Origin of the sequence: Leifsonia sp. CL147, from assembly GCF_900114565.1 — a bacterium.
Classification (GTDB): Bacteria; Actinomycetota; Actinomycetes; order Actinomycetales; family Microbacteriaceae; genus Leifsonia.
The window spans coordinates 26,997-51,794 of the sequence record NZ_FOTM01000017.1 but is presented as its reverse complement, the minus strand read 5'-3'; the positions used below and the strand labels follow the sequence as shown (position 1 = coordinate 51,794).

Sequence of the window (24,798 nt, the reverse complement as noted above, 5' to 3'; positions counted from 1 at the left end):
GACGCTCAGGCGGCAGGAGCCCACGTGGGCCTCAAAGGCGATCGCATCACGATCAACGGCGGGATTCCGCTCCAGGGCCGCATCGAGATCCGCGGCGCCAAGAACTTCGTCACCAAGGCGATGGTCGCCGCGATCCTCGGCGAAGGCCCGAGCGTCCTGCGGAATGTGCCGGACATCTCCGACGTCCGGGTGGTGCGCGGGCTGCTCGACGTGCACGGCGTCAAGGTGACGGACGGCGCGGAGGAGGGCGAGCTCCTGCTCGATCCGAGCGCCGTGGAGTCGGCCCACATGGCGGACATCGACGCGCACGCCGGTTCCAGCCGCATCCCGATCCTGTTCTGCGGGCCGCTGCTGCACCGTCTCGGCGAGGCGTTCATCCCCGACCTGGGCGGCTGCCGGATCGGCGACCGGCCGATCGACTACCACCTCGAGGTGCTGCGCAAGTTCGGCGCGGTGGTCGACAAGCTGCCCAGCGGCATCCGGATGACGGCCCCCAACGGCCTCCACGGCGCCAAGCTGGAGCTCCCGTACCCGAGCGTGGGCGCCACGGAGCAGGTGCTGCTCACAGCGGTCCGCGCCGCCGGCATCACCGAGCTCAAGGGCGCGGCCATCGAGCCCGAGATCATGGATCTCATCAACGTCCTGCAGAAGATGGGGGCGATCATCTCTGTCGACACCGACCGGGTGATCCGCATCGAGGGCGTCGATTCGCTCGTCGGTTACAGCCACACCGCGCTGTTCGACCGGAACGAGGCCGCCAGCTGGGCGGCCGCCGCTCTGGCGACCGGGGGCGACATCTTCGTCGGCGGAGCACGCCAGCCCGAGATGCTCACCTTCCTCAACGTCTTCCGCAAGGTGGGCGGCGCCTTCGAGATCAACGACGACGGCATCCGCTTCTACCACCCGGGAGGTGAGCTCAAGCCGGTCGTGATCGAGACGGATGTGCACCCCGGCTTCATGACGGACTGGCAGCAGCCGCTCGTCGTGGCGCTGACCAAGGCGTCGGGCGTGTCGATCGTGCACGAGACGGTGTACGAGCAGCGCTTCGGCTTCGTGGATGCCCTCATCGACATGGGCGCGAAGATCCAGGTGCACAAGGAGTGCCTCGGCGGCCATCCGTGCCGTTTCGGCCAGCGCAACTTCAACCACTCCGCGGTCATCATGGGTCCGGTGGAGTTGAAGGGCGCCGACATCGAGGTCCCCGACCTTCGTGGCGGATTCAGCCACCTGATCGCGGCGCTGACGGCCGAGGGCCGGTCCACGGTGAGCAACGTCGGGATCATCAGCCGCGGGTACGAGAACTTCATCACGAAGCTGCAGTTGCTCGGAGCGGACTTCGTCCTCGAAGGCTGACTCTCCGGAGTTATCCACAGATCCACGATTGTCTCACCCGTGATACAGTCCCCTCATGCAGACTGTCAGCGTGAGAGATCTCAGAAATCATGGCGGCGACATCCTCGACAGGGTGGCTCGTGGCGAACACCTGACCGTGACGAGAGACGGCGTGGCGGTGGCGGAACTGTCCCCGCTCGCCGTGCCGGGACGGGCCGTCTCGGCCCTGATCGAGGGGAGGAGAGCCGTGCCGGCCGTCGACCCGCGTGCGCTGCTGTCCGACATCGACGAGATCGTCGACCAGGAATGGTGATGCAGCCGGGGCTCCTCGACACGTCGACCCTTCTCCTGCTGAACCGGGTCGCCGATCCGGCGGAGCTTCCGGAGATCCCGTCGATCAGCGCGATCACACTCGCCGAGCTGTCCGTCGGTCCGCTGGTGGCGAAAACCGAGGAGGAGCGCGCGGCACGCCAGGCGCACCTCCAGCTGGCCGAGGCCGACTTCGACCCGATTCCGTTCGATTCGGCTGCAGCGCGGGCCTTCGCCCGCGTCGCTCACTCCTTCCGCGAGGCCGGAAGGAAGCCGTCGGCGCGGGCGTTCGACGCCCTCATCGCCGCGACCGCGATCTCACGCGATCTGCCGCTCCATACCTGCAATCCGGCCGATTTCGCGGGCATCCCGGATCTCGACCTCCGTCCTGTCGCGGTGACCCTGTGAACACGGAGCCGCTCCGCCTTCATGCGCCGAGCCCGATGCTGTGTCGCGGATAATGGGACGATGCCTGAATCCGATTCGCCCGTGAAGAAGCAGCGCTCCGAGAAGAGCCGTCCGTCGGTCTTCTGGGTTCTCGCCGGAATCCTCGTTCCGATCGGGAGCATGCTCGCCCGCTTCCGCATCGTGGATGCCGAGAAGCTGCCGCGCAGCGGCGCGTTCATCCTCGCGCCCAACCATTACAGCGAGATCGACCCGGTCATGATGGGCATGGTCGCCTGGAAGCTGGGGCGCCTGCCGCGCTTCCTGGCGAAGGAGAGCCTGTTCCGCGTCCCCGTGGCCGGCTGGTTCCTGCGCCGGTCGGGGCAGGTCCCCGTCTCCCGCGGCGGGAACGCCCGGGGCGCCGCGCCGCTCGAGGTGGCGCAGAAGATCGTCGATGAGGGGCAGATCGTCGTCATCTATCCCGAGGGCTCGCTCACCCGCGATCCGGACATGTGGCCCATGCGCGGCAAGGCCGGCGCCGCCCGCATGGCCCTCGAGCATGACATCCCGGTCATCCCCATGGCGCATTGGGGCACCCAGCAGGTGATGGCGCGCTACGCGAAGAAGATCAGCTGGTTCCCGCGCAAGACGATCGACGTGAAGATCGGCGACCCGGTCGACCTTTCCGCCTTCCGGGGCCGGCCCCTCGACAATGCGACCCTGACCGAGGCGACCGCGGTCATCATGGATGCGATCACCGCGCTCTTGGAAGACCTCCGCGGAGAGAAGGCCCCTGCCCAGCGCTGGGACCCGTCGCAACACAATCAGAAGGAGACCGGCCGCTTCGATGGCTAAAGCAGTGAAGGCTCCCATCGCCCGTCCCCGTCGCGTCGCCGTCCTCGGCGCCGGCAGCTGGGGGACGACGTTCGCGAAGATCCTCGCCGACGGCGGCTCCGAGGTGGTGCTGTGGGCGAGGCGTCCGGAGGTCGCCCGCGAGATCAATGAGGTGAAGCGCAACAGCGATTACCTCGAGGGCATCAACCTGCCCCGGAATCTTCGCGCGACTCCGCGTCTGGGCGAGGCGATTCAGGGCGCCGAGCAGGTGTTCGTCTCGATCCCCAGTCAGATGCTCCGCTCGAACCTCGAGGCGATGATCCCGTATCTGGGTCCCGAGACGGTGGTCGTCAGCCTGATGAAGGGCGTGGAGAAGGGCACAGGGCTGCGCATGAGCGAGGTCATCGCTCAGGGGCTCCCGATCGAGTTGGAACGGATCGCCGTCGCCTCCGGCCCGAACCTGGCGCTGGAGATCGCCCGGGAGCAGCCGACGGCCGCCGTGGTCTCGTCGGCGAGCCTGGAGACGGCGCAGGCCGTCGCGATGGCGGCCACGAACCGGTACTTCCGCAGCTTCGTCAACACCGACGTGATCGGCACCGAGTTCGGCGGGGTGCTGAAGAACCTGATCGCCGTCGCGATCGGGATCGTCGACGGTGTCGGCTACGGCGAGAACACCAAGGCGTCGATCATCACCCGCGGCCTGGTCGAGATGACCGACTTCGCGGTGGCCTACGGCGCTCAAGCCGAGACGCTGTCCGGACTGGCCGGCCTGGGCGACCTCATCGCGACGTGCGAGTCATCTCTCAGCCGCAACAATACGGCGGGCCGGCTGCTCGGGCAGGGCTACGGCTTCCACGACGTGGTCAAGCAGATGAACCAGACGGCGGAGGGTCTCGCCTCCGTCGCGCCCATCCTGAGCCTTGCGGAGGCTCGCGGAGTGGAGATGCCGATCGTGCGTCAGGTGAGCCAGGTGCTCGCCGGTACGCTCGATCCCAGGGACATCGCACCGCATCTCACGACGGATTCGGACGAGCCGCAAGGCGAAAGGACAGTGGATGACGGACAGAGTCGCAGTCGCGCTTCTCTTTGGGGGTCGCTCAAGCGAGCATTCGATCAGTTGCGCGACGGCAGCAGGCGTCCTTGAGGCCATCGATCGCGACCGCTACGACGTCATCCCGATCGGAATCACGCGTGACGGCGCCTTCACCCTGCAGCCGGACGACGCCGCCCGCTTCGCGCTGAACGCCGAGAAGCTTCCCTCCGTCGAGGACAACGGCACGCGCATCCTGTGGCCGGACAGCGTCGCCACGCGCGAGCTCACGGTGGTGGACGGGGACGGCGCGCGCTCGTCGCTCGGCTCGGTCGACATCGTCTTCCCGATCCTGCATGGTCCGTGGGGGGAGGACGGCACGCTGCAGGGCATGCTCGAGCTCGTCGGGCTGCCGTATGTGGGCAGCGGTGTGCTGGCCAGCGCTCTCGGGATGGACAAGCACTTCACCAAGACCGTGCTGCTTCAGGCGGGAATCCCGGTCGCTCCGTGGCGCACCGTGTCGGCATACGAATGGCGGACCGCGCCCGAGGCCGTCCGCACGGATGCCGGCGCGTTGGGGCTCCCGGTGTTCGTGAAGCCGGCGCGGGCCGGCTCGAGCGTCGGCGTCACGAAGGTCTCGGACTGGTCGGACCTCGACGCCGCGATGGAGACGGCATTCGCTGAGGACCACCGGGTGCTCATCGAGGCGATGGTGAGCGGCCGAGAGGTAGAGATCGCGGTCCTCGGGGGACGGCCGGGCGAACCGTCGCGCGCCTCCGTGGCGGGTGAGATCGTCGTCGACGGACGCGACTTCTACGATTTCGCAGCGAAGTACCTGGATGCTCCGGGCGTGGATCTGGTGTGTCCGGCCGATCTGACCGAGGCGCAACTCGGCGAGATGCGCGAACTCGCCGTTCGCGGCTTCGACGCGATCGGCGGCGAGGGCCTGGCCCGCGTCGACTTCTTCCTCACCGAGGTCGGCTTCGTCATCAACGAGATCAACACGATGCCCGGGTTCACTCCGATCTCGATGTTCCCGCGCTGCTGGCAGGAGTCGGGCCTGAGCTACCCGGCACTGATCGACGAACTGATCCAGGTCGGTATCGCCCGCGGCTCCGTCTGACGCGCCGTACGCGTGCGGCCTGACGACCTCGCATCGCATCGCATCGCGTGGCATCGCGTCGCATCGGGTCGCATCGCGTGGCGTCGCGTCGCCGTCCGTCTCGTCAGGGGGACGGGGACGCGGACGGCGACGGCGTCGCGGAGGGTGTGGCTCCCGGGTCGGTGTCCAGAGTGGACAGGCACTTCTGCGTCTGCTTCACGGTCGAGATCGCGCTCGCGAACTCGGGAAGCACCGCCGAGTCGGACACCCCGGCGACATGGTCGATGATGACTTCGGTCGCGGGCGTGCGACCGAACGTCTGGTAGACGATCGTCTTGGCGGCCGGGTCCGTCATGAGCACCCAGTCCACGCCGTTGACGTCGACGCACGGTTTGGTGGTCGGTCCGATCGGCGGGACGCCGCAGCGCAGGATGACCGCGGCCGGGTCGCCCCAGGCGCCGGTCGCCTGCGCGTCCGTCTCCCTCTTCGCCTTGTCCGCGACGGAGTCGGGCAGGCGGACGCTGATCTCCGCGCATCCGGGAGCGTTCGCGTCCGGCGCGGGGTCGAGCGAGACCGTCGGCGCGCACCCCGCGAGGAGGAGCGCCGAGCCGGCCAGGAGCAGGGCCGGGAGGGCGGGGCGACGGGTTCTCATCGGATTCAGGCTACCGTTTCAGATCATGGGAACCTCTGGGAACGTCGCGGCCGGGATCACGATCGGGGAGGCGTCGGAACGGGAGGCGCTCCGCCGCATCTTCCCGCGGCTCCCGCAGTCGGCGGCGACGCTCGTCGGTCCCGGGGATGACGCTGCGGTGCTGGCGGCACCCGACGGACGGTTCGTCGTCACGACGGACATGATGGTGCACGGGCCCGATTTCCGCCTGGCCTGGTCGGGGCCTGTGGATGTGGGCTGGAAGGCCGCCGTCACCAACCTGTCCGATGTGGCCGCCATGGGCGCCGTACCCACCGCGCTCGTGGTGGCGATCGCCGCGCCTCCCCGGACTCCGGTCACGTGGCTCGAGGGTGTGGCCGACGGCTTCCGCCTCGCCTGCGAACAGCTTCAACCCGGCTGCGGTGTCGTCGGGGGCGACCTCTCCGTCTCGGCCACCCTCACGATCGCGGTGACCGCCTTCGGCGACCTCCAGGGCCGGGCGCCGGTTCTCCGCAGCGGCGCCCGAGCGGGTGACGTCGTCGCGGTCTCCGGCCCACTGGGTCACGCCGCGGAGGGCTTGCGACTGCTGTTCGCGGAGGCCGTGGATGCGGACGGCGAGCCGGATTGCGCGCGCTTCGCGGCCGTCGCGGCCGCGCATCCCGTGGCCGTCGCCGCCCAGCTCCGGCCGCGACCGCCGCTCGCCGACGGACCGCTCGCTGCGACCGCCGGAGCGACAGCGATGCTCGACCTGAGCGATGGGCTCGCGCTCGACGGGCGCCGTATCGCCGAGGCGAGCGGTGCCGCCCTCGATCTGGACTCCCGGGCCGTGGAATCGGTCGTCCGGTACTCGGCCACGGAAGCGTGGGATGCCCCCGGACCGGATCTGCGGACGGCGCTCACCGGCGGCGAGGACCACGGTCTCCTGGCGACGTTCCCGCCCGGCCTGCCGCTTCCCGGTGGCTTCCACCCGATCGGGGAGGTGCGCCGCGGTTCCGGCCTGCTCGTCGACGGCCGGCTCTTCGATGAGCGCGGCGGATGGGACCCCTACCTGGAGTGGGACGGCGGCCGCGGCTGACGGCGTCGGGAGCCGCGGCGGGGGAGCGGGTCGCAGCGCCGGTTACGCCGGGTCCCGCGTCAGCCAGAAGACGGCGGTCTCGCCGTAGTCCTTCCGCCGTTCGAGGGTCAGTCCGTCGGGGAGAGCGGGCTCTGCGGTGCGAGCGCTGCGCTCCAGGCACAGCACGGCGTCGTCCGGGAGGAGCGGCACGAGCGACCGGAGCACCACGTGCAGTTCCGCGTCCCCCAGATCGTAGGGCGGATCGAGGAACACCACGTCGAACGGGCCGGCCGCCCCGTTCAGGTAGGTCTGGACCGGGGTGGCGCGGACCTCGATGGCCGGAGGGGTCCGACGGGCGGCTGCTGCCGCCGCCGTCAGCGCCGCGGCGTTGCGCCGGCACACCTGTGCTGCCGCCGCGCTCTTCTCCACCAGCACGACGGAGGCGGCCCCGCGGCTCGCCGCCTCGAGGCCGAGCGCTCCGGAACCGGCGTACAGGTCGAGCACGCGTGCTCCGTGCACCGCATCCCGGGCATCCAGGGAGGAGAAGATCGCCTCCCGCACTCGGTCGCTGGTGGGACGGGTTCCGCTCTTGGGCACCTGCAGGGTCAGCGAGCCGGCGAAACCGGAGACGATTCGGGTCATGGCCCCCTGAGCCTAGCCGCGACGTGGGATGTGCCGCCAAGATATGCCCATGGAGGAACGCCTGGAGCAGGCCGAGCTGGACACGCTCTGGCTCCCCGGAGACCCGATCGCTTCGGCGGAACGACTGGCCGCTGCCGCGGCCGAACCGGACCGGCCGGAGGTCGTCCGCGCGGAGCTGGAGACGCAGCGCGCGCGTGCGCTCGGAGCACAGGGCCGACGCGCGGAGGCGGAGGCTCTGCTGGAGTCGCTCGAGCCCGCGGCGGGAGTCCTGGAGGTGCGGGTGCTGCTCGAACGCGGGCGTTTGCGGCTGGCGGACGGACGCATGGACGAGGCGATTCCCGTCCTGGAGGCGGCTCTGCGGGCAGCACGCAGGGACGGGGACGCCTTTCTGGCGATCGACGCCACGCTGGTGCTCGCCGAGGCCGATCAGGCGCACGCCGACCAGTGGATCGAGGAGGGCCTTTCGGAGCTGTCCGGCACGGACGACCCGCGTACTCGCCGATGGGGCGTCGCACTGCATGAGCGGCGGGGCTGGACACGGCTCGCCGAGGGGGATGCGCCGGCCGCTGTGGAGTCGTTCCGGCAGGCGTTCGAGTTCGCTCGGGCGTTCGGGACGGCCGACCTCCGGTTCGCGGCGGAGTGGGCGCTCGCTCGCTGCCTGCGCGAACTGGGGCGCCGGAGCGAGGCCCTCGAGATCCAGCGCAGGCTCGCGGCCGAGCGCCCGGAGGAGCCGGCGGTCGCCGCTGAGCTGGCGGCGCTCGCAGCCGAGGACGATGCGTCCACCGATGCGGCCGCTGACGAGACGTCGTCGGAGGAGGCGCATACGATCGACTCATGACCTCGATGCCCGCCCCGGCCGGTCCCGGCTCCGCGGAGGCCAGCGCCGTGATCCTCGACTCGCGCTTGACCGGCGTGCTCGGCGGCCGCACGGCGTCGGCGTTCGAGAAGGCGTTCGGGATGCGCACGGTCGCCGATCTCCTCAGTCACTATCCGCGCCGCTACGCCAAGCGCGGTGAGCTGACTGCGCTCGCGAACCTGCCCCTCGATGAGAACGTCACGATCATCGCCGAGGTCATCCGTGTGCAGGAGCGACCGATGCGGGCGCGACGCGGCAGCATCCTCGAGGTGAAGATCACGGATGGCGAGGGGATCCTGACGCTCACCTTCTTCAACCAGGCCTGGCGCTCGAAGGAGCTCGTCCCCGGCGTCCGCGGGATCTTCGCGGGCAAGGTCTCGGCCTACCGTGGGGCGCTGCAACTCGCGCATCCCGATTACGAGCTGTTCCAACTGGACTCCGAGAACGCGGTGAGCCCCGGCAGCGCGGCCGCGAAGGAGTGGGCGCAGACGCCCATCCCGATCTATCCGGCGACGGGGACGATCGCCAGCTGGCAGGTGCAGAAGGCGGTCGGGCTGGCGCTCGACGCACTCGGAGCGATCGCCGATCCGGTCCCGGACGAGGTCGTCGTGGAGCGCGGACTGATGCCGTACCGCGAAGCCCTGGAGGGCATCCACCGGCCCCAGAAGGATGCGCAGTGGCAGCGTGCGCGGGACACCCTGCGATACCAGGAGGCGTTCGTCCTGCAGGCCGCTCTGCTGCAGCAGCGGGCGGCGGCGCGGGCCGTGGCCGCGACGCCGCGGGAGGCGGTCCCGGGAGGACTGCTGGAGCGTTTCGACGCTGCACTGCCGTTCTCGCTCACCGGCGATCAGGATGCGGTCGGACGCGAGATCGCGCAGGACCTGGCCGGCACCGCCGCCATGCACCGGCTCGTGCAGGGCGAGGTCGGCTCCGGCAAGACGCTCGTGGCGCTGCGGGCCATGCTCGCCGTCGCGGACTCGGGTGGCCAGTCGGCCCTGCTGGCGCCGACGGAGGTGCTGGCGGCGCAGCATCTGCGGTCCATCGCGGCGATGCTCGGGCCGGACCTCTCCGCCGAGCTCATGCCGACCCTGCTCACCGGTCAGCTCTCGGCGGGGGAGCGGAAGCGCGCCCTGCTGCGGACCGTCTCGGGGCAGGCGAGGATCGTTGTCGGGACGCACGCGCTGCTCGGCGACGCCGTCACCTTCTTCGACCTGGGGCTCGTGGTCGTGGACGAGCAGCACCGCTTCGGCGTGGAGCAGCGGGAGGCCCTGCGCGCCAAGGGCGGGACGCCGCCGCATGTCCTCGTGCTGACGGCGACCCCCATCCCGCGTACGGTGGCGATGACCGTCTTCGGCGACCTGGACGTGTCCACGATCGCGCAGCTGCCGGCCGGCCGGCAGGGCATCGAGAGCTTCGTCGTCCCGCTGGCCGACCGGCCGGGCTGGGAGCGCCGCATCTGGGAGCGCGCGTCGGAGGAGATCGGCAAGGGGCGCCAGGTGTTCGTCGTCTGCCCGGCGATCTCCGGCAAGGATGCGGAGGACGACGGCGAGGAGATGGAGCCCGACACGCCGACTGCGGGCGAGGAGGGCGCGCCCGCCCGGCCGATCGCGAGCGTCGAGGCGGTCGCGGCGCAGGTGCGCGCCGACCCGCTGTTCGCCGAGACGCGGATCGGGGTGCTGCACGGCCGCTTGCCCTCCGACGCCAAGGACGAGGTCATGCGCGCCTTCGCCGCCGGCGCCCTCGACCTCCTGATCGCCACGACGGTGATCGAGGTCGGTGTGGACGTGCCGAACGCCTCGGCGATGGTCGTGCTGGATGCCGACCGCTTCGGTGTGTCGCAACTCCACCAGCTCCGTGGCCGCGTCGGCCGTGGCGGCATCCCCGGGCTCTGCCTCCTCGTGACCGCCGCCGAGCAGGGCAGCCTGGCCCGCGAGCGAGTGGAGGCGGTGGCCGCCACGCTCGACGGCTTCGAGCTGGCGAACATCGACCTGGAACTGCGCCGCGAGGGGAACGTGCTGGGCAGCAGGCAGTCGGGCGGCCGCTCGTCTCTGCGGCTGCTGCGCGTCGCCACCGACGGCGAGCTCATCGCCGAGGCACGGGTCGCGGCGGAGGAGACGCTGGAGGGCGACCCCGCGCTGTCGCTGCACCCGGCGCTCGGCGCCGCACTCGCGCGTCGGCTGGACGAGAGCGAACGTGCCTTCCTCGGCAAGTCCTAGCCTCCGCCACCCCGGGGAGGCGCCGGGCCGCGTCCGTCGAGTGAAACGGTTTGGTAACGGATTCACAACGAAATGCCGGGATGCCCGGGATAGTCTGGAGGCCTATGAACAGGATCGCCGTTGTCCCTGGATCGTTCGACCCGGTCACCCTCGGGCACCTCGACGTGATCGAGCGTGCCGCCGGCCTGTGGGACGAGGTCCACGTGGTGGTGGTCCACAACCCGGACAAGTCGGCTCTGCTGCCCATCGCACAGCGGGTGGCCCTGCTCGAGCGCTCGATCGAGGACGCGGGAATCGTCGGCAGGATCGTCATCGCCTCCTGGACGATGGGCCTGCTCGTGGACTACTGCACCGACGTGGGAGCCCACGTCCTGGTGAAGGGCATCCGCTCGCAGGTGGACGTCGCCTACGAGACGCCGATGGCGATCGTCAACCGTCACCTGGCGGACGTCGAGACCGTCTTCCTGCTGCCCAACCCGGCGAACGCGCACGTCTCGAGCTCCCTGGTTCGACAGGTGTCCGCGCTGGGCGGCGATGTGAGCCCGTACGTGCCGCCGGTCGTGCACGAGTACCTCCAAGACACCTAGGACGGCGACCATGAACAGTTACGCGACGCGTCAGCCGACCGAGTCCTCCGTGGCCCCGGTCGAGGAGACGGTCGCGGCGCCCGGCATGGAACTGGACGAGTTGCGGCGCGCCGCTGACCAGATCACCGCGAACGTCGAGTCCGTCATCGACGGCAAGCACGAGGCCGTCCAGACCGCGCTGGTCGTGCTGCTGGCCGAGGGCCACCTGCTCATCGAGGATGTCCCGGGCGTCGGAAAGACCATGCTGGCGAAGTCGCTGGCGAAATCGGTCGACTGCACCGTCAGCCGCATCCAGTTCACCCCCGATCTGCTGCCCAGCGACGTGACGGGCGTCTCGGTCTACAACCAGGCGGAGCGGCGGTTCGAGTTCAAGCCCGGCGCCATCTTCGCGAACATCGTGATCGGCGACGAGATCAACCGGGCGAGCCCGAAGACGCAGTCCGCCCTGCTGGAGTGCATGGAGGAGCGCCAGGTCACCGTCGACGGCTCGACCTATCCTCTCTCCGCTCCCTTCATCGTCGTCGCGACGCAGAACCCGGTCGAGATGGAGGGCACCTACGCCCTCCCGGAGGCGCAGCGCGACCGCTTCATGGCCCGTATCGCGATGGGGTACCCGGACGAGGGCTCGGAGCTCGCCATGCTGACCACCCGGGACACGTCGAGTCCGCTCTCGCGCATCCGTCCTGTCGTCAGCACCGAGGAACTGCGGGCCATGATGGTGACCGCGCGGAACGTCTTCGCATCCACCCCGGTCAAGCAGTACTCGGTAGACCTGGTCCGCGCGACGCGGGAGGATCGCGATCTCCGGCTCGGCGCCAGTCCGCGCGCCACCCTGCAGCTCATCCGCGCCGCGAAGGCGATGGCTGCGCTCGCGGGCCGCGACTTCGTGCTGCCGGACGATGTGGATGCGCTGGCCGTCCCGGTGCTCGGCCACCGCCTGCTCCCGACCAGCCGGGCCCTCGGCCATCACCACGAGAGTGCTCCAGTCATCGCCGACATCGTGCGGCGGATCGTCGCATCCACCCCGGTCCCGCTCGGCTCGGGCGCAGTGAGTCCGACAGGCCGTTAGCATGCCCGCCCGCGGTCGCGCCTCTTCGCCGCTGAAGCGGCCGCGCCCGACCGCGCGCGGCTGGACACTCGGTGGCATCGGCGTGGTGGCGCTCGTCGCCTCCGTGATCCTGGGCCGAACGGACGTGCTGTTCGTCGGCGTCTTCCTCACGGTGCTCCCGCTCGCGGCGATGATCTCCGTCACCATCGACCGTCCCCGCCTCACGGTGGCCCGCGCATTCCATCCCGACGTGGTCGGGGTGGGGGAGCAGGCCACCATCGTGACGACCGTGCGCAACGAGTCCCCGAGACCCAGCCCCTCGGCCGGCTGGCGGGAGTCGGCGCCGCCGGCGGTCGGAGTGCAGCCGCCTGCGCCGTTCCCGCGGCTCGGTGCCCACCAGGTCGACGGCGGTCTCGGTCGCGACACGGTCGTGCTGCGACAGGATGTGGTGCCGGACCGGCGCGGGGCGCATTCCGTCGGCCCGCTCGTGGTGAGCCGTGCCGATCCGTTCGGCATCGCGTACGCGGAGTACGCCGTCGGCCAGCCCCGGCTGCTCCTGGTGACTCCGCAGGTCCGGCCCCTGGCCCGGGGCGTGCTGGACGTGGCGCACAGCGAGGGCACGGAGCACGAGTTGCTGCGGCACAGCATCCCGAGCGCCGACGAGCTGATCGCGCGCGAGTACCGCCCGGGCGACCCGCTCCGGCGCGTCCACTGGCGCGCCACGGCCCGGCACGATCAGCTGATGGTGCGGCAGGAGGAGCAGCGGAGCAATCCCGAGGCGTGGATGCTGATGGACACGCGCCCGGCGCCCGCTCGCCCCCCGGGGCTGGACGACGTCGCCGACGACGAGTTCGAGACGGTCGTCGATCTCGTCGCCTCGATCGGAGTCCACCTGCTCGACGAGGGCTTCGCCGTGAGCGTCGTGGAGACCGGCGATCGCCAGCTGACGGGCCGCAGCGGCGCCGGGCGCACGGGGACGCTGGGCGCGACGACGGCGACCTACGACGTGAGCACCGCCGACCGGATGCTGCTCGCCGACCTCGCCGCGGTCGAGCCCGCAGCCGTCCAGCGGGATGACGCGGTGGTGGAGCTCGGCGCCGGCCTCCGCCGTGCCGGGCGGGCGGTCCCGGTGTTCGTCGTGCTCACCGGAGCTCCACCCGCCGAGCTCGGTGCACTGGCCGCGCTGCGGTCGATGGGTGACCCTGCGGTGGCGTTCGTCGCGGCGTCGCAGCCCGCCGAGACGGCGGAGGTCCTCGCCGACGCCGGCTGGCTCTGCGTGACGTACGTCGCGGGCGACGATCCGGCAGCATGCTGGCAGCGCGCCCTGCAGCAGCACCGGGCGGGGGTGCTGTCCGGTGGCGACTGAGTCTCTCGCACTCGCGGTGCCGCAGCTCGCGGGGCGGCGCAGGTCCGGCTACTGGCGGATCACCGGGGCGCTCCTGCTGCAGGTGCTCGCGCTGAGCTATGCGCTGTCGGGGCTCATCCAGGGCTTCGGGTGGTGGTTGGCGCTCGTGTCGGCGGCGGGACTGGTGCTCGTCACCGGGGCCGCCCTGCGCAACCTCGGAGTGCCCCGCGGCGTCGTTCCTCTGCTCCTGCTGGTGGAGTCGGCCGCGGTCATGACGGCGACGTTCGGGCACGGCACCGGACTTCTCGGCCTCATCCCGACGCCCGCGACGTTCGTCAGCTGGGGTCAGTACCTGCAGCAGGCGATGCTGTCGATCTATCAGCAGGGCACGCCGGCCGAAGCGCTGCCCGAGTTCCTGTTCCTGGTGGTCGGCGGGGGATGCCTGGTCGCGCTGATCCTGGACACGGTCGCCGTGGCACTGCGTGCGCCGGCCTTCACCGCGCTCGGGGTCGGCGCCGTGCTCGTAGTGCCCGGCGCGCTCCTCGGCGACGGCCTCGAGCCGATCTCGCTGGCCGCGTCCGCCGCGGCCTATCTGTGGCTGCTGCGCTGCGACGTCCGCACCCGGAGGCCCGGGACACCCCGGTCGGGCGCTGCCCTTTCCGTCGGTGCGGCGGCTGTCGCCATCGCCGTGGTCCTGGGCGGAACGGCACCCGGGTTCGAGGCGGGCGGAGCCACCTCCTTCACCGCGGGCGGCATCTCCATCGGCGGAACCGTCACGCCGCTCGTCGACCTCGGGAAGGACCTGCGCCGGCCCGCGGCCGTCCGCGCCCTGACCTACACCACCTCGGCGGCGAACGGTCAGTACCTCAAGCTGGCCTCTCTCGATCAGTTCACCGGCTCGGTGTGGAAGCATCGCGAGCGCGACACCAACAGGCTCGGCGACGGCGTCAAGATCGGTCCCGTCGCCGGGCTGTCCAAGCAGGTGAAGACGGCGAAGATCACGACGACGGTCGCGATCGAGAACATGACGAGCCGCTGGCTTCCGACGCCCGCGCCCGTCCAGTCGGTGAAGGGCCTGAACGGCACCTGGTCCTGGGATCCGGACGACCTGACGATCGGTGGGATCAACGCGACGACCCAAGGACAGCGTTACACCGCGACGAGCCTCATCCTGGAACCGACCGCCGACCAGCTCAAAGCTGCCGGCGGGTTGGTCCCCGCTGGGGTGCAACGCGACCTGTTCCTCCCCTCCGACATGCCCCCGATCATCGAGCAGACGGCCCTCACGGCGACCAAGGATGCGCTCACCGAGTACGACAAGGCGGTCGCACTGCAGGACTACTTCCGCGACAACAGTTTCGTCTACTCGACCCAGACGCCGCTCAAGCAGGGGTATGACGGCGACGGTGCACGCGTCATCGCCCGGTTCCTTCAGGTGAAGAGCGGATACTGCGTGCACTTCGCCTCGGCGATGGCGCTCATGGCGCGAACGCTGGGAATCCCGTCGCGGGTGGCGGAGGGCTACCTGCCCGGTGCGAACAGCGGAGGAACGGCCACGAACCCCGGCGAGTACACGGTCACCAGCGACGATCTGCACGCCTGGCCGGAGCTGTACTTCGCCGGCGTCGGCTGGGTGCCGTTCGAGCCGACCGTCGGTCGCGGGACCGTTCCGGACTACACCCGCCCCTTGACCGGGCCGGCCGCCCCGGCGCCCGCCGCGGGTGCCACGTCGGGAGCAGCGCCACGGGCGCTGACGCCGACGGACCCGGCCAATCTCAGCGGCTCCGCCACGCCGAACGCGACCTCCGCCGCGCAGCCGCTCGCGACCGGGATCGGCACGGCGATCCTCGTCATCGGGGTGCTGCTGGTCCCCGCGGTATGGCGCAGGACCCGGCGACGGCGGCGACTGCGCGAGCTGAGCGACGAATGGGGAGGGGCATCCCTCGTCTGGGATGAACTGCGCGACACGGTCCGCGACCTCGGCTGGACAGCGCCGCCGACGGAGACTCCGCGGGTCTTCGCCGGCCGGATCGCCGCTGCCGTCGCCGGGACGCCGGCGGAGGACGGGGTGATGCGTCTCCTCGCCGAGCTGGAGCGGGATGCGTACGGGCCGCCGTCCAGACGCTGGGAGGGGGGACTCGCCGACGATCTGGCTCTCGTCCTGTCGGAGCTCGGGGCGCAGGCCGGTCCCGCGCTGCGGCTCAAGGCGGCGCTGCTTCCTGTGTCCTTGCTGCCAGCGGGATGGCCTTCCGCCGCACGTCCCCGGAGCGCCGCGTAAAATAGTTGCTCGTGACCACGAAAAACTCCCCGTACGCCGTCAACGTGTACGACCTCATCCGCCATCCCGGCTCGATGCGCGAGCAGCGCGTCAGCATCCCGGTGACGGAGAAGCTGGGCGAGGGCCTGCTCAGCGTGCCGGAGGGTGAGACCATCGATCTCGACCTCCGGTTGGAGTCGATGCACGAGGGGATCCTCGTCACGGCAGACGCCCAGACCACCGCCGTCGGGGTGTGCGGGCGGTGCCTGATCGACATCGAGGAGCCCGTCCAAGTCGATTTCCAGGAACTTTTCGCGTATCCTTCTGACGAAGCTTTCGATCATGAGGTTCACGACGACCACGTGGATCTTGAACCTCTGATCAGGGATACGGTGGTGCTGGCACTGCCGTTCCAGCCGGTGTGCCGGCCGGACTGCCCGGGTCTCGACCCCGAGACCGGGGAGAGGCTGGCGGATGTACCGGACCGCGAGTCCTCGCAGATCATCGATTCTCGGTGGTCTGCGCTCGCGGCCTTCCAGGCTTCCGACACCGATGAACCCCGACCGAACACCGCCGGACCGAACACCGCCGGAACGAATACAGAGAAGAGATAGTCATGGCCGTCCCCAAGCGGAAACAGTCGCGCGCCAACACCCACGCCCGTCGTTCGCAGTGGAAGGCTGAGGTCCCCACCCTGGTCAAGACCATCGAGAACGGCAAGGTCACCTACAGCCTCCCGCACCGCGCGAAGGTCGTCGAGGACTCGGCGGGCACGGCCCTCTTCCTCGAGTACAAGGGCCGCAAGGTCGCCGACGTCTGATCGTCGCATGGTCGGAGAGAATCCGGACCGTAGCGCACTCCTCGAGAAGCTCGGGGTCGATATCGACCCCGAGCTTCTCGAGCTTGCGCTGACGCACCGCTCCTACGCGTACGAGCACGGCGGCATCCCGAACAACGAGCGCCTCGAGTTCCTCGGCGACTCGATCCTCGGCCAGGCCGTCACGGTCAAGCTGTTCCGCGAGAACCCGCACCTCGACGAGGGCGAGCTCGCCAAACGGCGCGCCAGCCTGGTCAGTTCCGTCGCGCTCGCTCAGGTCGCCCGACGGATCGGTCTGGGGGAGTATCTCAAGCTGGGGCGCGGCGAGAACCAGAGCGGCGGACGCGAGAAGGCGTCCATCCTCGCCGATACCGTCGAGGCGCTCATCGGAGCGACCTACCTCGATGCCGGCGGCGATGCAGCGACGGCGCTCGTACTGCGGCTGATCGCGCCGCTGCTCGACGACCCCGAGCGTTTCGGCGCCGCCATGGATCCGAAGACGAGCCTGCAGGAGATCGCCGCCCACCGCGGCGCCGGACTCCCGGTGTACACGGTCACCAACACGGGCCCCGACCACTCCAAGACCTTCCATGCCACTGTCGAGGTCGGGGGCCTCATCACGGCCACGGGCGACGGCACCAGCAAGAAGCAGGCCGAGATGGCCGCAGCACTGAGCGCCTGGACGGAGCTGACGAGACGACGTGCCCGAGCTTCCCGAGGTTGAGGTCGTCCGGGCCGGCCTCGCTCCGGCGGTCACGGGCGCGACCATCCTCGGCGTAGAGGTCTTCGAGCACCGGTCTCTCCGGCGCCACGACCCGCTCGCGGGCGACTTCGAGGCGCTGCTCGACGGTCGTGTCATGCAGGGCCCGGTGCGCCGGGGCAAGTTCTTGTGGATCCCGCTCGAGGGTGCGCCGCGGCGCGCGATCGTCGCCCATCTCGGAATGAGCGGGCAGATCCTGCTGCGGGAGCCCGGTACGGCGGAGGCCGGGCTGCTGCGCATCCGCCTTCACATCGCGCATCCGGTGCAGGGCGAGCTGTGGGTGCATTTCGTCGACCAGCGCATCTTCGGTTCGATGGCGGTGGATGCTCTGGTCCCGGCCCTCGACGGCGCTCCCGGCGGGCTCGGCACCGACGAGCCGCTCGTCCCGACCCAGGTCAGCCACATCGCGCGGGACCCGCTCGACCCGGCGTTCGACGCCGGCGGGTTTGCGGCAGCACTCGCCCGGAAGAATACGGACATCAAGCGCGCGCTGCTCGATCAGCGCCTCATCAGCGGCATCGGCAACATCTACGCCGATGAAGCGCTGTGGGCCGCGCGCATCCACTACGCCCAGCCCGCGAACTCGCTGAGCCGGGCGAAGGTGCGCACCCTGCTCGCCGAGGTGCGCCACGTGCTCGAGAAGGCCCTCGCGGAGGGCGGGACGAGCTTCGACGCCCAGTACGTCAACGTGAACGGCGCCTCCGGCTACTTCGCGCACAGCCTCAACGCCTACGGACGTCAAGGCGAGGCGTGCCCGCGCTGCGGCACGCCGATCGTCCGGGAGCAGTTCATGAACCGGGGCTCCCACTTCTGTCCTCACTGCCAGCGCCTCCGGCGGTAGACGTCCGCCCTCGCGGCAAACGGAGGTGTTCCTGCGCGACACGCCGAGGCGGCGCGGGTAAGGGAGGTGACGCGGCGTCCCTTCGCCCGTGAACGCCTCCGTTGGTGCCGGGCTGCCCGCTACTCCAGCGTCTTCTGCCAGTGGCCGGTGAGGGCGTGCGGACGGAAGCCGAAAGCCCGGTTGATCGCCAGCATGGGGTCGTTCTCGTCCGCGTTCCAGGTGAGGATGCGGCGGATGTGCGGGGCGCGGCGTCCCAGCTCCTGGATGTTCCGCAGCTTCACCGCCGTGCCGAGGCGGTGACCGCGGTACGCCCGCGCGACGAGGGTGTCGTACTGTTCGGCCTTCGTCCCATCCGCGGGCACGGCCAGCTCGGTGTACGCAGCGATCTCACCGCTCGCCTCGTGCACGGCCACCGTGACGAGGAGCGGCTCTCCGCGCGCCACCAGAGTGCGCTCCTGGGAGCGGACGCGTTCGCCGTCCCAGTCCTCCGGATCCACCGCGATCCCGGTCTGCGGGATGTCGGTCGACATCCGGGCCTTCATCGCCGCGAAACGCTCCAGCAACTCGTCCGGCGCCGCGCCCCACCAGGAGACCAGGCGGAACCCGTTCAGCGGCATCGTGAGTCCCGCTTCGCGTTCCGGCGGGAGGGGGAGGTGCAGCTCGCTCGACCGCTCGATCTGCCCCAGGCTGTAGCCGTGACGGCGCACGAACCGCACGGCCGGCGATTCCGCGGGCAGGCCGGCCGACCCCGCCGACGCCCGCACCAGCCGCTCGGCGCCCTCGAGAGTGCGGATGGGATGCTCGGTGTACGCGGAGACCACGCGCCGGCCGCCTTCGGCCGCGAGCTCGTGGCCCTTCGCCAGGAGGGCGGTGCCGATCCCTCGGCCGCGCAGCGCCGGGACCACATCCACGAGCAGTGAGGCCGTCTCCGAGTCCGCGTTGAGCGGGAAGACCACCTCGACACGCCCGACGATCGCATCCTCTTCGATCGCGACGAACACGATCCGCTCGGTGTAGTCCTGCTCGCGATGGGCGGCGAGCGCCTGCTCCGCCGTCTCGACGAAGTCGTCGTCGCCCCAGAGGTCCACGACGATCCCGTTGAGCACGCCGACGAGCTCCTCGAAGGCCGCTGATTCCGGGGTCCCCAGCGTATCGGGGATGGGGAGCCGCGTCACACGCATCGCAGGGCACCTCCTCGAGCCGATTCACGCGGGAATTCAGCCTATGCGAGCTCCCTCACGCTGTGAAGTCACCGGATCACTTTGGTTTCGATCGTGTAAATCTGCGCGCGCAGGGTGGGTGCAAAACGTTGCGGGCCATGTATTCTCAGCACACATATTCGTGGCACGAACCGGCTAAAACGGCGAGTTCGTGACGGATTTACGTCGAGAGGCAGAAGATGCTAAGGAAGAAAGTCACCATCGGTGCGGCTGTTGCAGCGTCAGTCGCGCTATTGCTCGCTGGATGTGCGAACCAGCCGTCCACGGGTGGATCCACCAACGGGAACTCCTCGAAGGTGAACATCCCGGCGATCACGTCGGTCGATGTGCCCAAGAACGCCGTGCTCCCCGCCGGCGACGGGAAGGCCACCTGTCCTGCGGGCCTGACCATCGGCTACGTCGGCGCCGAGACCGGCGCGAACGCCCAGCTCGGAATCAACATCTACAACGGTGTCCAGCTGGCCATCAACCAGCACAACGAGTCCAACAAGGGATGCCAGGTCGGCTTCAAGAAGTTCGACACCGAGGGTGACCCGAACAAGGCCACCGGTCCCGTGACCCAGGCCGTCAACGAGAAGGACATCATCGGTGTCGTCGGTCTCCCGTTCTCGGGTGAGTCGAAGGCAACCGGCAACATCTTCGAGCAGCAGGGTCTGGTTCACATCACTCCGTCGGCGACCAACCCGGCCCTGACCCAGAACGGCTGGAAGACCTTCTTCCGCGGCCTCGGCAACGACGCCGTGCAGGGTCCGGCTGCGGCGAAGTTCCTCACGGACAAGCTGAAGGCCAAGAAGGTCTACCTGGTCCAGGACGACTCCGACTACGGCATCGGCCTCGGCACCCAGACCTCGAAGGCGCTCGGCGACGCGCTCGTCGGCACCGACAAGGTGACCACCGGCCAGAAGGACTTCTCCGCGGTGATCTCCAAGATCCTCAACGCGAAGCCGGACGCGGTGTACTACGCGGGCTACTACGCCGAGGGTGCTCCGTTCGACCAGCAGCTGGTCAACAAGGGCTACACGGGCACGTTCGTCGGCCCCGACGGCGTGAAGGACGACCAGTTCATCAAGCTGGCCGGAGACGCGTCCAGCAACGCGTACTTCACCTGCCCCTGCATCCCGGGTGAGCTCATCCCGAGCTTCGAGTCGGCCTACAAGAAGCTCGCGAACGCGGAGCCCGGCACCTACTCGATCGAGGGCTACGACGCGGCAACCGTTCTGCTCGCGGGCATCGACAAGGGCAAGACGACCCGCGCCGACCTGCTCGCATGGGTCAAGAACTACGACGCGGACGGCCTGAGCAAGCACTACAAGTGGGATTCCACCGGTGAGCTTCAGGCGCCTGCCGTCTACGGCTACAAGGTCGACAACGGCAAGATCGTCCCGATCGGCACCATCGGCTGAGCCGACCCCCTGAAGGGTGCCGCGGGTCCCGGCGGCCCGCGGCACCCTCCATTTTCGGCTACGCTCGCTTTGCCTGCCGGATCGACGGTGACCCGGCACTGAAACTCTGGATGCTCGAATGCTCGAAACCCTCGTCCTCCATCCCGTCCTCGACAGTTCCTGGATCAACTTCGACGTCAACGCCCTGGCCCAGAACTTCTGGAGCGCCACATTCGACGGCCTCACCTTTGGTGCGGTCTACGGCCTGATCGCGGTCGGCTACACGCTCGTCTACGGCGTGCTGAACCTGATCAACTTCGCCCACTCCGAGGTGTTCATCATGGGCGCGTACGGCGTCGTGGTGACCCTCACCACGCTGGGCTTCGGCCCGAGCGCCCCGACGCTCGGCCCCGTCGCGCTCATCGGCGACCTGATACTCGCGTTGCTCGTCGGCGTGCTGGCCTCGGCGGTCACCGCCTGGGTCCTGGAACGCGTGGCGTACCGCCCGCTTCGAAAACGGAACGCGCCACGCCTCGTGTTCCTCATCACGGCGATCGGCGCCTCGTTCACGATCCAGTACCTGATCTTCCTGATCCGGGGAGCGAACGCGGAGCCGGCGGTGACGATGTTCATACCGAAGCCGATCTTCGACGTCTTCGGGACGATCGTGAACAGCCAGCAGCTCATCATCGTCATCGCCGCGGTCATCCTGATGATCGCGACCGACTGGTTCATCCGGCGCACGCGCACCGGCCGTGGCATCCGCGCGGTGGCGCAGGACGCGGACACGGCGACCCTCATGGGCGTGAACAAGGAGCGGATCATCCAGATCACCTTCATCACGGGCGGCATCCTGGCGGGTGCAGCAGCACTGTTCTACGTGATGCTCGTGCCGTCGGGCGTCATCTACAACGGCGGCTTCATCCTCGGCGTCAAGGCGTTCGCTGCAGCCGTCCTCGGCGGCATCGGAAACGTCCGCGGAGCCCTCCTCGGCGGCCTGCTGCTGGGCGTGATCGGCAACTACGGCCAGATCCTGCTGGGCGACTCGCAGTGGACTGACGTCGTGGCCTTCGTGGTCCTGGTCCTGGTGCTGCTCGTCAAGCCGAGCGGCATTCTCGGCACCTCGCTCGGAAGGAGCCGCGCATGAGCATGACCGAAGGTCCCCGGGTCCTCCCCGACGGCCGCGAGGAGCAGGCGGTCGACGCCCAGGAGGCGGCACGCGCGAAGCGCGGGAACCGGCCGTTCCAGAAGCTGCGCGACCGCTGGAACACGCTGTCGCGGCCCGCACAGTGGGCCTGGCTGCTCATCGTGGTGGTCATCGCGTACGCGCTGCCCTATCTGAATTTCTTCCCGCTCAGCACGGAACCGGGGAACGACTGGTCGCTGGCGTGCTTCTCGATGGCGGTCTACGCGCTCATCGCCGTCGGCCTGAACGTGGTCGTCGGCTACGCGGGCCTCCTCGACCTCGGCTATGTGGCGTTCTTCGCGGTCGGGTCGTACACCGCCGCGATGTTGACCAGCCCCGACTCGCCGTTCGTCAAGATCCCGTACCTGTGGACCATCCCGGTCGCCATCGGGATCACGATGACCTTCGGCGTCATCCTGGGTGTCCCGACGCTGCGCCTTCGTGGCGACTATCTGGCCATCGTCACGCTCGGGTTCGGTGAGATCGTCCGCATCCTCGCGACGATCATCCCGGCGATGAAGGGCCAGGTCGGCTTCCAGAACGTGGGCCACCCGCCGGGGAACAACGCGCAGGGCATCCCGATCTTCTCCAACTCCAACGGCATCCCCTGGTATTGGCTGACGATCACGATCATCATCGTCATCCTGCTGCTGGTCGGGAACATGGAGCGCAGCCGCGTCGGCCGCGCCTGGATCGCCATCCGCGAGGATGAGGACGCCGCCGAGATCATGGGCGTCCCCACCTTCAAGTACAAGGTGTGGGCCTTCGCCATCGGCGCCGGGGTCGGCGGACTGTCGGGCGCCCTGTTCGCCGGTCAGGTCGGCTTCGTCAACAACCAGAAGTTCGATGTGCAGACCTCGATTCTGTTCCTCGCCGCCGTCGTTCTCGGCGGCGCGGGCAACAAGGTCGGCGCGATGCTCGGCGGTGCGATCGTGGCGTACATCCCGCTCCGGTTCACCGCGATCGCGGACTACAAGTACCTGATCTTCGGCGTCGCGCTCGTGATCATCATGATCTTCCGGTCGCAGGGTCTGTTCCCTGCGCGTCAGAAGCTCCTGGCGTACGGGACGCTGGCCTACCGGCGCGTGGCCGAGGCGGTGAAGGGCCGGACTCCGACGGCGACGAGGCCGACGCCCGTCGTCGACCGGGGCGCCCTGGGTGGAGACGGCGCGGAGGGAGGCGCACGATGACCGACGCACAGAACACCGTCCCCGAGGACGAGTCCGTCCTCGGCATGCACGAGGACGAGCTGGAGGCGGCCGGGGTCGACCTTGCGGTCGCCGAGGCTGCAGCACCGGATCGCGAGATCGCGGTCGAGGTCGGCGAGAACATCGTGGAGGTGCGCAACCTGACCGTGAAGTTCGGCGGTCTCACGGCGCTCGACAACGTGACGTTCGACATCCGCCGGGGAGAGATCCTCGGCCTCATCGGGCCCAACGGCGCGGGCAAGACCACCTGCTTCAACGCCATGACCGGCGTCTACAAGCCGACCAGCGGCGATGTGCTGCTGGAGGGCCAGACGATCCGGGGCCGCAAGCAGCACCAGATCACGCGGCTGGGCCTGGCGCGCACCTTCCAGAACATCCGCCTGTTCGGCGAGATGACCGCCTTGGAGAACGTGGTGGTCGGCCTGGACGCGCGGCACCGCACGTCCGTGCCCGGCGCGCTGCTGCGCCTTCCGAGGCACACGCGGGAGGAGAAGTCGGCCATCGAGCGCGGTATGGCGCTGCTGGAGTTCGTCGGCATCGCCGACCACGCCGGCTCGCTGTCCCGGTCGCTTCCGTACGGCTACCAGCGCCGCCTGGAGATCGCGCGAGCCCTGGCGACAGACCCCAAGGTGCTGTGCCTCGACGAGCCGGCGGCCGGCTTCAACCCGGCCGAGAAGGAGGACCTGATGGATCTCATCAGGACCATCCGCGCCGACGGCTACACCGTGCTGCTGATCGAGCACGACATGAAGCTCGTCATGGGTGTCACCGACCGGATCGTCGTGCTGGAGTTCGGGCGCAAGCTCGCCGACGACACTCCGGAGGCCATCCGGAACGACCCGCGCGTGATCGCCGCCTACCTCGGGGAGCCTGAAGATGACGTTGCTTGAGCTGAAGAACATCAGCGTGTCCTACGGCCGGATCGAGGCCATCCACGACATGTCCTTCTCCGTGGAGGAGGGCGAGATCGTGAGCCTGATCGGTGCGAACGGCGCCGGCAAGTCCACGACCATGAAGACGATCTCGGGCATCCTGAACCCGTCGGCGGGGTCCATCATGTTCGACGGCGAGGACATCACCAAGATGAAGGCGCACATCCGCGTCATCCGGGGGATCTCCCAGGCTCCGGAAGGGCGAGGGATCTTCCCGGGCATGACGGTCCTGGAGAACCTCGACATGGGTGCGTTCGGGCGTAAGGACCGCTCGAAGATGGGCGAGGATTTCGACCGCGTCTTCTCGCTGTTCCCGCGACTCGCCGAACGGAAGACGCAGGTCGGCGGGACCATGTCCGGCGGTGAGCAGCAGATGCTCGCGATCGGTCGTGCGCTGATGTCGAGCCCGCGCCTGCTGCTGCTCGACGAGCCGTCGATGGGCCTCGCGCCTCAGTTCATCCGCCAGATCTTCAGCATCGTCACCGAGATCAACAAGCAGGGCACCACGGTGCTGCTGGTGGAGCAGAACGCCAACCAGGCGCTGGCCCGCGCCCATCGCGCCTTCGTGCTCGAGACCGGCTACATCACCCACGCCGGCACCGGACGCGAACTGCTGGCCGACCCGGCCATCAAGGAGGCGTACCTGGGCGTCGGCTGACCCCCACGGCGAAAAGGGAGGAAACTCGGGTGCTCGACGCCTCGGGTTTCCTCCCTTTCGCGTTGCCAGTCGGCGAGTCGTCCTCCGACTCCTCCCTTTCCTGCGGCGCTCCGGCGCGGCGCGTGCGTGAACGTCCGGTAAATTCGCCT

Annotated in this window: 25 protein-coding genes; 22 read left to right on the top strand and 3 right to left on the bottom strand. The window is 69.4% G+C overall.

From position 1 onward, the window contains the following. Positions 1 to 24 precede the first annotated feature (24 nt). From murA to BM287_RS13915, 6 genes are read left to right on the top strand one after another with little or no spacing between them, the layout of a single operon-like run. A complete protein-coding gene (gene murA / locus BM287_RS13940) occupies positions 25 to 1,353 on the top strand; it encodes a UDP-N-acetylglucosamine 1-carboxyvinyltransferase (protein ID WP_090041609.1) in 1,329 nt (442 codons plus the stop codon). A 55-nt stretch (positions 1,354 to 1,408) separates the two neighbouring features. After that, positions 1,409 to 1,645, top strand: a complete 237-nt coding sequence (locus BM287_RS13935) for a type II toxin-antitoxin system Phd/YefM family antitoxin (protein ID WP_170857559.1) — start codon at positions 1,409 to 1,411, stop codon at positions 1,643 to 1,645. Next, a complete protein-coding gene (locus BM287_RS13930) occupies positions 1,639 to 2,049 on the top strand; it encodes a type II toxin-antitoxin system VapC family toxin (RefSeq protein WP_090041607.1) in 411 nt (136 codons plus the stop codon). The genes BM287_RS13935 and BM287_RS13930 overlap by 7 nt, the downstream gene beginning before the upstream one ends. A gap of 60 nt (positions 2,050 to 2,109) precedes the next feature. Beyond that, positions 2,110 to 2,880 carry a lysophospholipid acyltransferase family protein gene (locus BM287_RS13925; RefSeq protein WP_090041605.1) on the top strand — a complete coding sequence of 257 codons (771 nt, stop codon included), beginning with the start codon at positions 2,110 to 2,112 and terminating at the stop codon, positions 2,878 to 2,880. Further along, a complete protein-coding gene (locus BM287_RS13920) occupies positions 2,873 to 4,003 on the top strand; it encodes an NAD(P)H-dependent glycerol-3-phosphate dehydrogenase (protein ID WP_170857558.1) in 1,131 nt (376 codons plus the stop codon). The genes BM287_RS13925 and BM287_RS13920 overlap by 8 nt, the downstream gene beginning before the upstream one ends. After that, positions 3,915 to 5,012, top strand: coding sequence for a D-alanine--D-alanine ligase family protein (locus BM287_RS13915; RefSeq protein WP_090041600.1), 1,098 nt, complete (start codon positions 3,915 to 3,917; stop codon positions 5,010 to 5,012). The genes BM287_RS13920 and BM287_RS13915 overlap by 89 nt, the downstream gene beginning before the upstream one ends. Positions 5,013 to 5,115: 103 nt before the next feature. On the opposite strand, the gene BM287_RS13910 is transcribed toward BM287_RS13915, so the two are convergent. Next, on the bottom strand, positions 5,116 to 5,643 hold the full coding sequence (locus BM287_RS13910; protein ID WP_090041598.1) for a DUF3515 family protein: 528 nt from the start codon (positions 5,641 to 5,643) through the stop codon (positions 5,116 to 5,118). A 25-nt stretch (positions 5,644 to 5,668) separates the two neighbouring features. Here BM287_RS13910 and BM287_RS13905 point away from each other — a divergent pair, with 25 nt between their 5' ends. Further along, the gene (locus BM287_RS13905; protein ID WP_090041596.1) at positions 5,669 to 6,715 is read left to right on the top strand and encodes a thiamine-phosphate kinase; all 1,047 of its coding nucleotides are present in this window, start codon (positions 5,669 to 5,671) and stop codon (positions 6,713 to 6,715) included. Between the two features lie 42 nt (positions 6,716 to 6,757). Here the strand turns inward: BM287_RS13905 and rsmD are convergent, their stop codons facing one another. Continuing rightward, positions 6,758 to 7,336 carry a 16S rRNA (guanine(966)-N(2))-methyltransferase RsmD gene (rsmD, locus tag BM287_RS13900; RefSeq protein WP_090041593.1) on the bottom strand — a complete coding sequence of 193 codons (579 nt, stop codon included), beginning with the start codon at positions 7,334 to 7,336 and terminating at the stop codon, positions 6,758 to 6,760. A gap of 49 nt (positions 7,337 to 7,385) precedes the next feature. Between rsmD and BM287_RS13895 the strand changes: the two genes are divergently transcribed. The 10 genes from BM287_RS13895 (at position 7,386) to mutM (ending at position 18,063) form a co-directional block, all read left to right on the top strand. Continuing rightward, positions 7,386 to 8,174: a tetratricopeptide repeat protein gene (locus BM287_RS13895; protein WP_090041591.1), complete on the top strand. Its 789-nt coding sequence runs from the start codon at positions 7,386 to 7,388 to the stop codon at positions 8,172 to 8,174. Continuing rightward, the gene (locus tag BM287_RS13890; RefSeq protein ID WP_090041589.1) at positions 8,171 to 10,408 is read left to right on the top strand and encodes an ATP-dependent DNA helicase RecG; all 2,238 of its coding nucleotides are present in this window, start codon (positions 8,171 to 8,173) and stop codon (positions 10,406 to 10,408) included. The genes BM287_RS13895 and BM287_RS13890 overlap by 4 nt, the downstream gene beginning before the upstream one ends. Before the next feature lie 104 nt (positions 10,409 to 10,512). Further along, a complete protein-coding gene (coaD, locus tag BM287_RS13885) occupies positions 10,513 to 10,995 on the top strand; it encodes a pantetheine-phosphate adenylyltransferase (protein WP_090041587.1) in 483 nt (160 codons plus the stop codon). Between the two features lie 10 nt (positions 10,996 to 11,005). Further along, positions 11,006 to 12,064, top strand: coding sequence for an AAA family ATPase (locus BM287_RS13880; RefSeq protein ID WP_090041585.1), 1,059 nt, complete (start codon positions 11,006 to 11,008; stop codon positions 12,062 to 12,064). A gap of 1 nt (position 12,065) precedes the next feature. Continuing rightward, positions 12,066 to 13,409 (top strand): DUF58 domain-containing protein, encoded by a 1,344-nt coding sequence (locus tag BM287_RS13875; protein ID WP_090041583.1) that lies wholly within the window; start codon positions 12,066 to 12,068, stop codon positions 13,407 to 13,409. After that, a complete protein-coding gene (locus BM287_RS13870; protein ID WP_090041580.1) occupies positions 13,399 to 15,666 on the top strand; it encodes a transglutaminase TgpA family protein in 2,268 nt (755 codons plus the stop codon). The genes BM287_RS13875 and BM287_RS13870 overlap by 11 nt, the downstream gene beginning before the upstream one ends. A gap of 74 nt (positions 15,667 to 15,740) precedes the next feature. Beyond that, a complete protein-coding gene (locus tag BM287_RS13865; protein WP_244528296.1) occupies positions 15,741 to 16,259 on the top strand; it encodes a YceD family protein in 519 nt (172 codons plus the stop codon). A 2-nt stretch (positions 16,260 to 16,261) separates the two neighbouring features. Next, positions 16,262 to 16,465, top strand: a complete 204-nt coding sequence (rpmF, locus tag BM287_RS13860) for a 50S ribosomal protein L32 (protein ID WP_018190667.1) — start codon at positions 16,262 to 16,264, stop codon at positions 16,463 to 16,465. A gap of 7 nt (positions 16,466 to 16,472) precedes the next feature. Beyond that, complete coding sequence (gene rnc / locus BM287_RS13855) at positions 16,473 to 17,186, top strand: ribonuclease III (protein WP_090041578.1); 714 nt, start codon at positions 16,473 to 16,475, stop codon at positions 17,184 to 17,186. Next, complete coding sequence (mutM, locus tag BM287_RS13850) at positions 17,164 to 18,063, top strand: bifunctional DNA-formamidopyrimidine glycosylase/DNA-(apurinic or apyrimidinic site) lyase (protein WP_090041576.1); 900 nt, start codon at positions 17,164 to 17,166, stop codon at positions 18,061 to 18,063. The genes rnc and mutM overlap by 23 nt, the downstream gene beginning before the upstream one ends. A gap of 119 nt (positions 18,064 to 18,182) precedes the next feature. Here the strand turns inward: mutM and BM287_RS13845 are convergent, their stop codons facing one another. Further along, on the bottom strand, positions 18,183 to 19,244 hold the full coding sequence (locus BM287_RS13845) for a GNAT family N-acetyltransferase (RefSeq protein WP_244528294.1): 1,062 nt from the start codon (positions 19,242 to 19,244) through the stop codon (positions 18,183 to 18,185). Between the two features lie 218 nt (positions 19,245 to 19,462). Here BM287_RS13845 and BM287_RS13840 point away from each other — a divergent pair, with 218 nt between their 5' ends. The 5 genes from BM287_RS13840 to BM287_RS13820 all read left to right on the top strand — a co-directional run bounded on the left by BM287_RS13840 (position 19,463) and on the right by BM287_RS13820 (position 24,649). Continuing rightward, positions 19,463 to 20,686 carry a branched-chain amino acid ABC transporter substrate-binding protein gene (locus BM287_RS13840; protein WP_090041574.1) on the top strand — a complete coding sequence of 408 codons (1,224 nt, stop codon included), beginning with the start codon at positions 19,463 to 19,465 and terminating at the stop codon, positions 20,684 to 20,686. A 118-nt stretch (positions 20,687 to 20,804) separates the two neighbouring features. Continuing rightward, positions 20,805 to 21,812 (top strand): branched-chain amino acid ABC transporter permease, encoded by a 1,008-nt coding sequence (locus BM287_RS13835; RefSeq protein WP_090041572.1) that lies wholly within the window; start codon positions 20,805 to 20,807, stop codon positions 21,810 to 21,812. Then, positions 21,809 to 23,041: a branched-chain amino acid ABC transporter permease gene (locus BM287_RS13830; protein ID WP_090041569.1), complete on the top strand. Its 1,233-nt coding sequence runs from the start codon at positions 21,809 to 21,811 to the stop codon at positions 23,039 to 23,041. The genes BM287_RS13835 and BM287_RS13830 overlap by 4 nt, the downstream gene beginning before the upstream one ends. After that, positions 23,038 to 23,949 carry an ABC transporter ATP-binding protein gene (locus tag BM287_RS13825; protein WP_090041567.1) on the top strand — a complete coding sequence of 304 codons (912 nt, stop codon included), beginning with the start codon at positions 23,038 to 23,040 and terminating at the stop codon, positions 23,947 to 23,949. The genes BM287_RS13830 and BM287_RS13825 overlap by 4 nt, the downstream gene beginning before the upstream one ends. Continuing rightward, positions 23,936 to 24,649, top strand: coding sequence for an ABC transporter ATP-binding protein (locus tag BM287_RS13820; protein WP_090041565.1), 714 nt, complete (start codon positions 23,936 to 23,938; stop codon positions 24,647 to 24,649). Before BM287_RS13825 ends, BM287_RS13820 begins: the two co-directional genes overlap by 14 nt. The last annotated feature ends 149 nt before the right edge of the window (positions 24,650 to 24,798 follow it).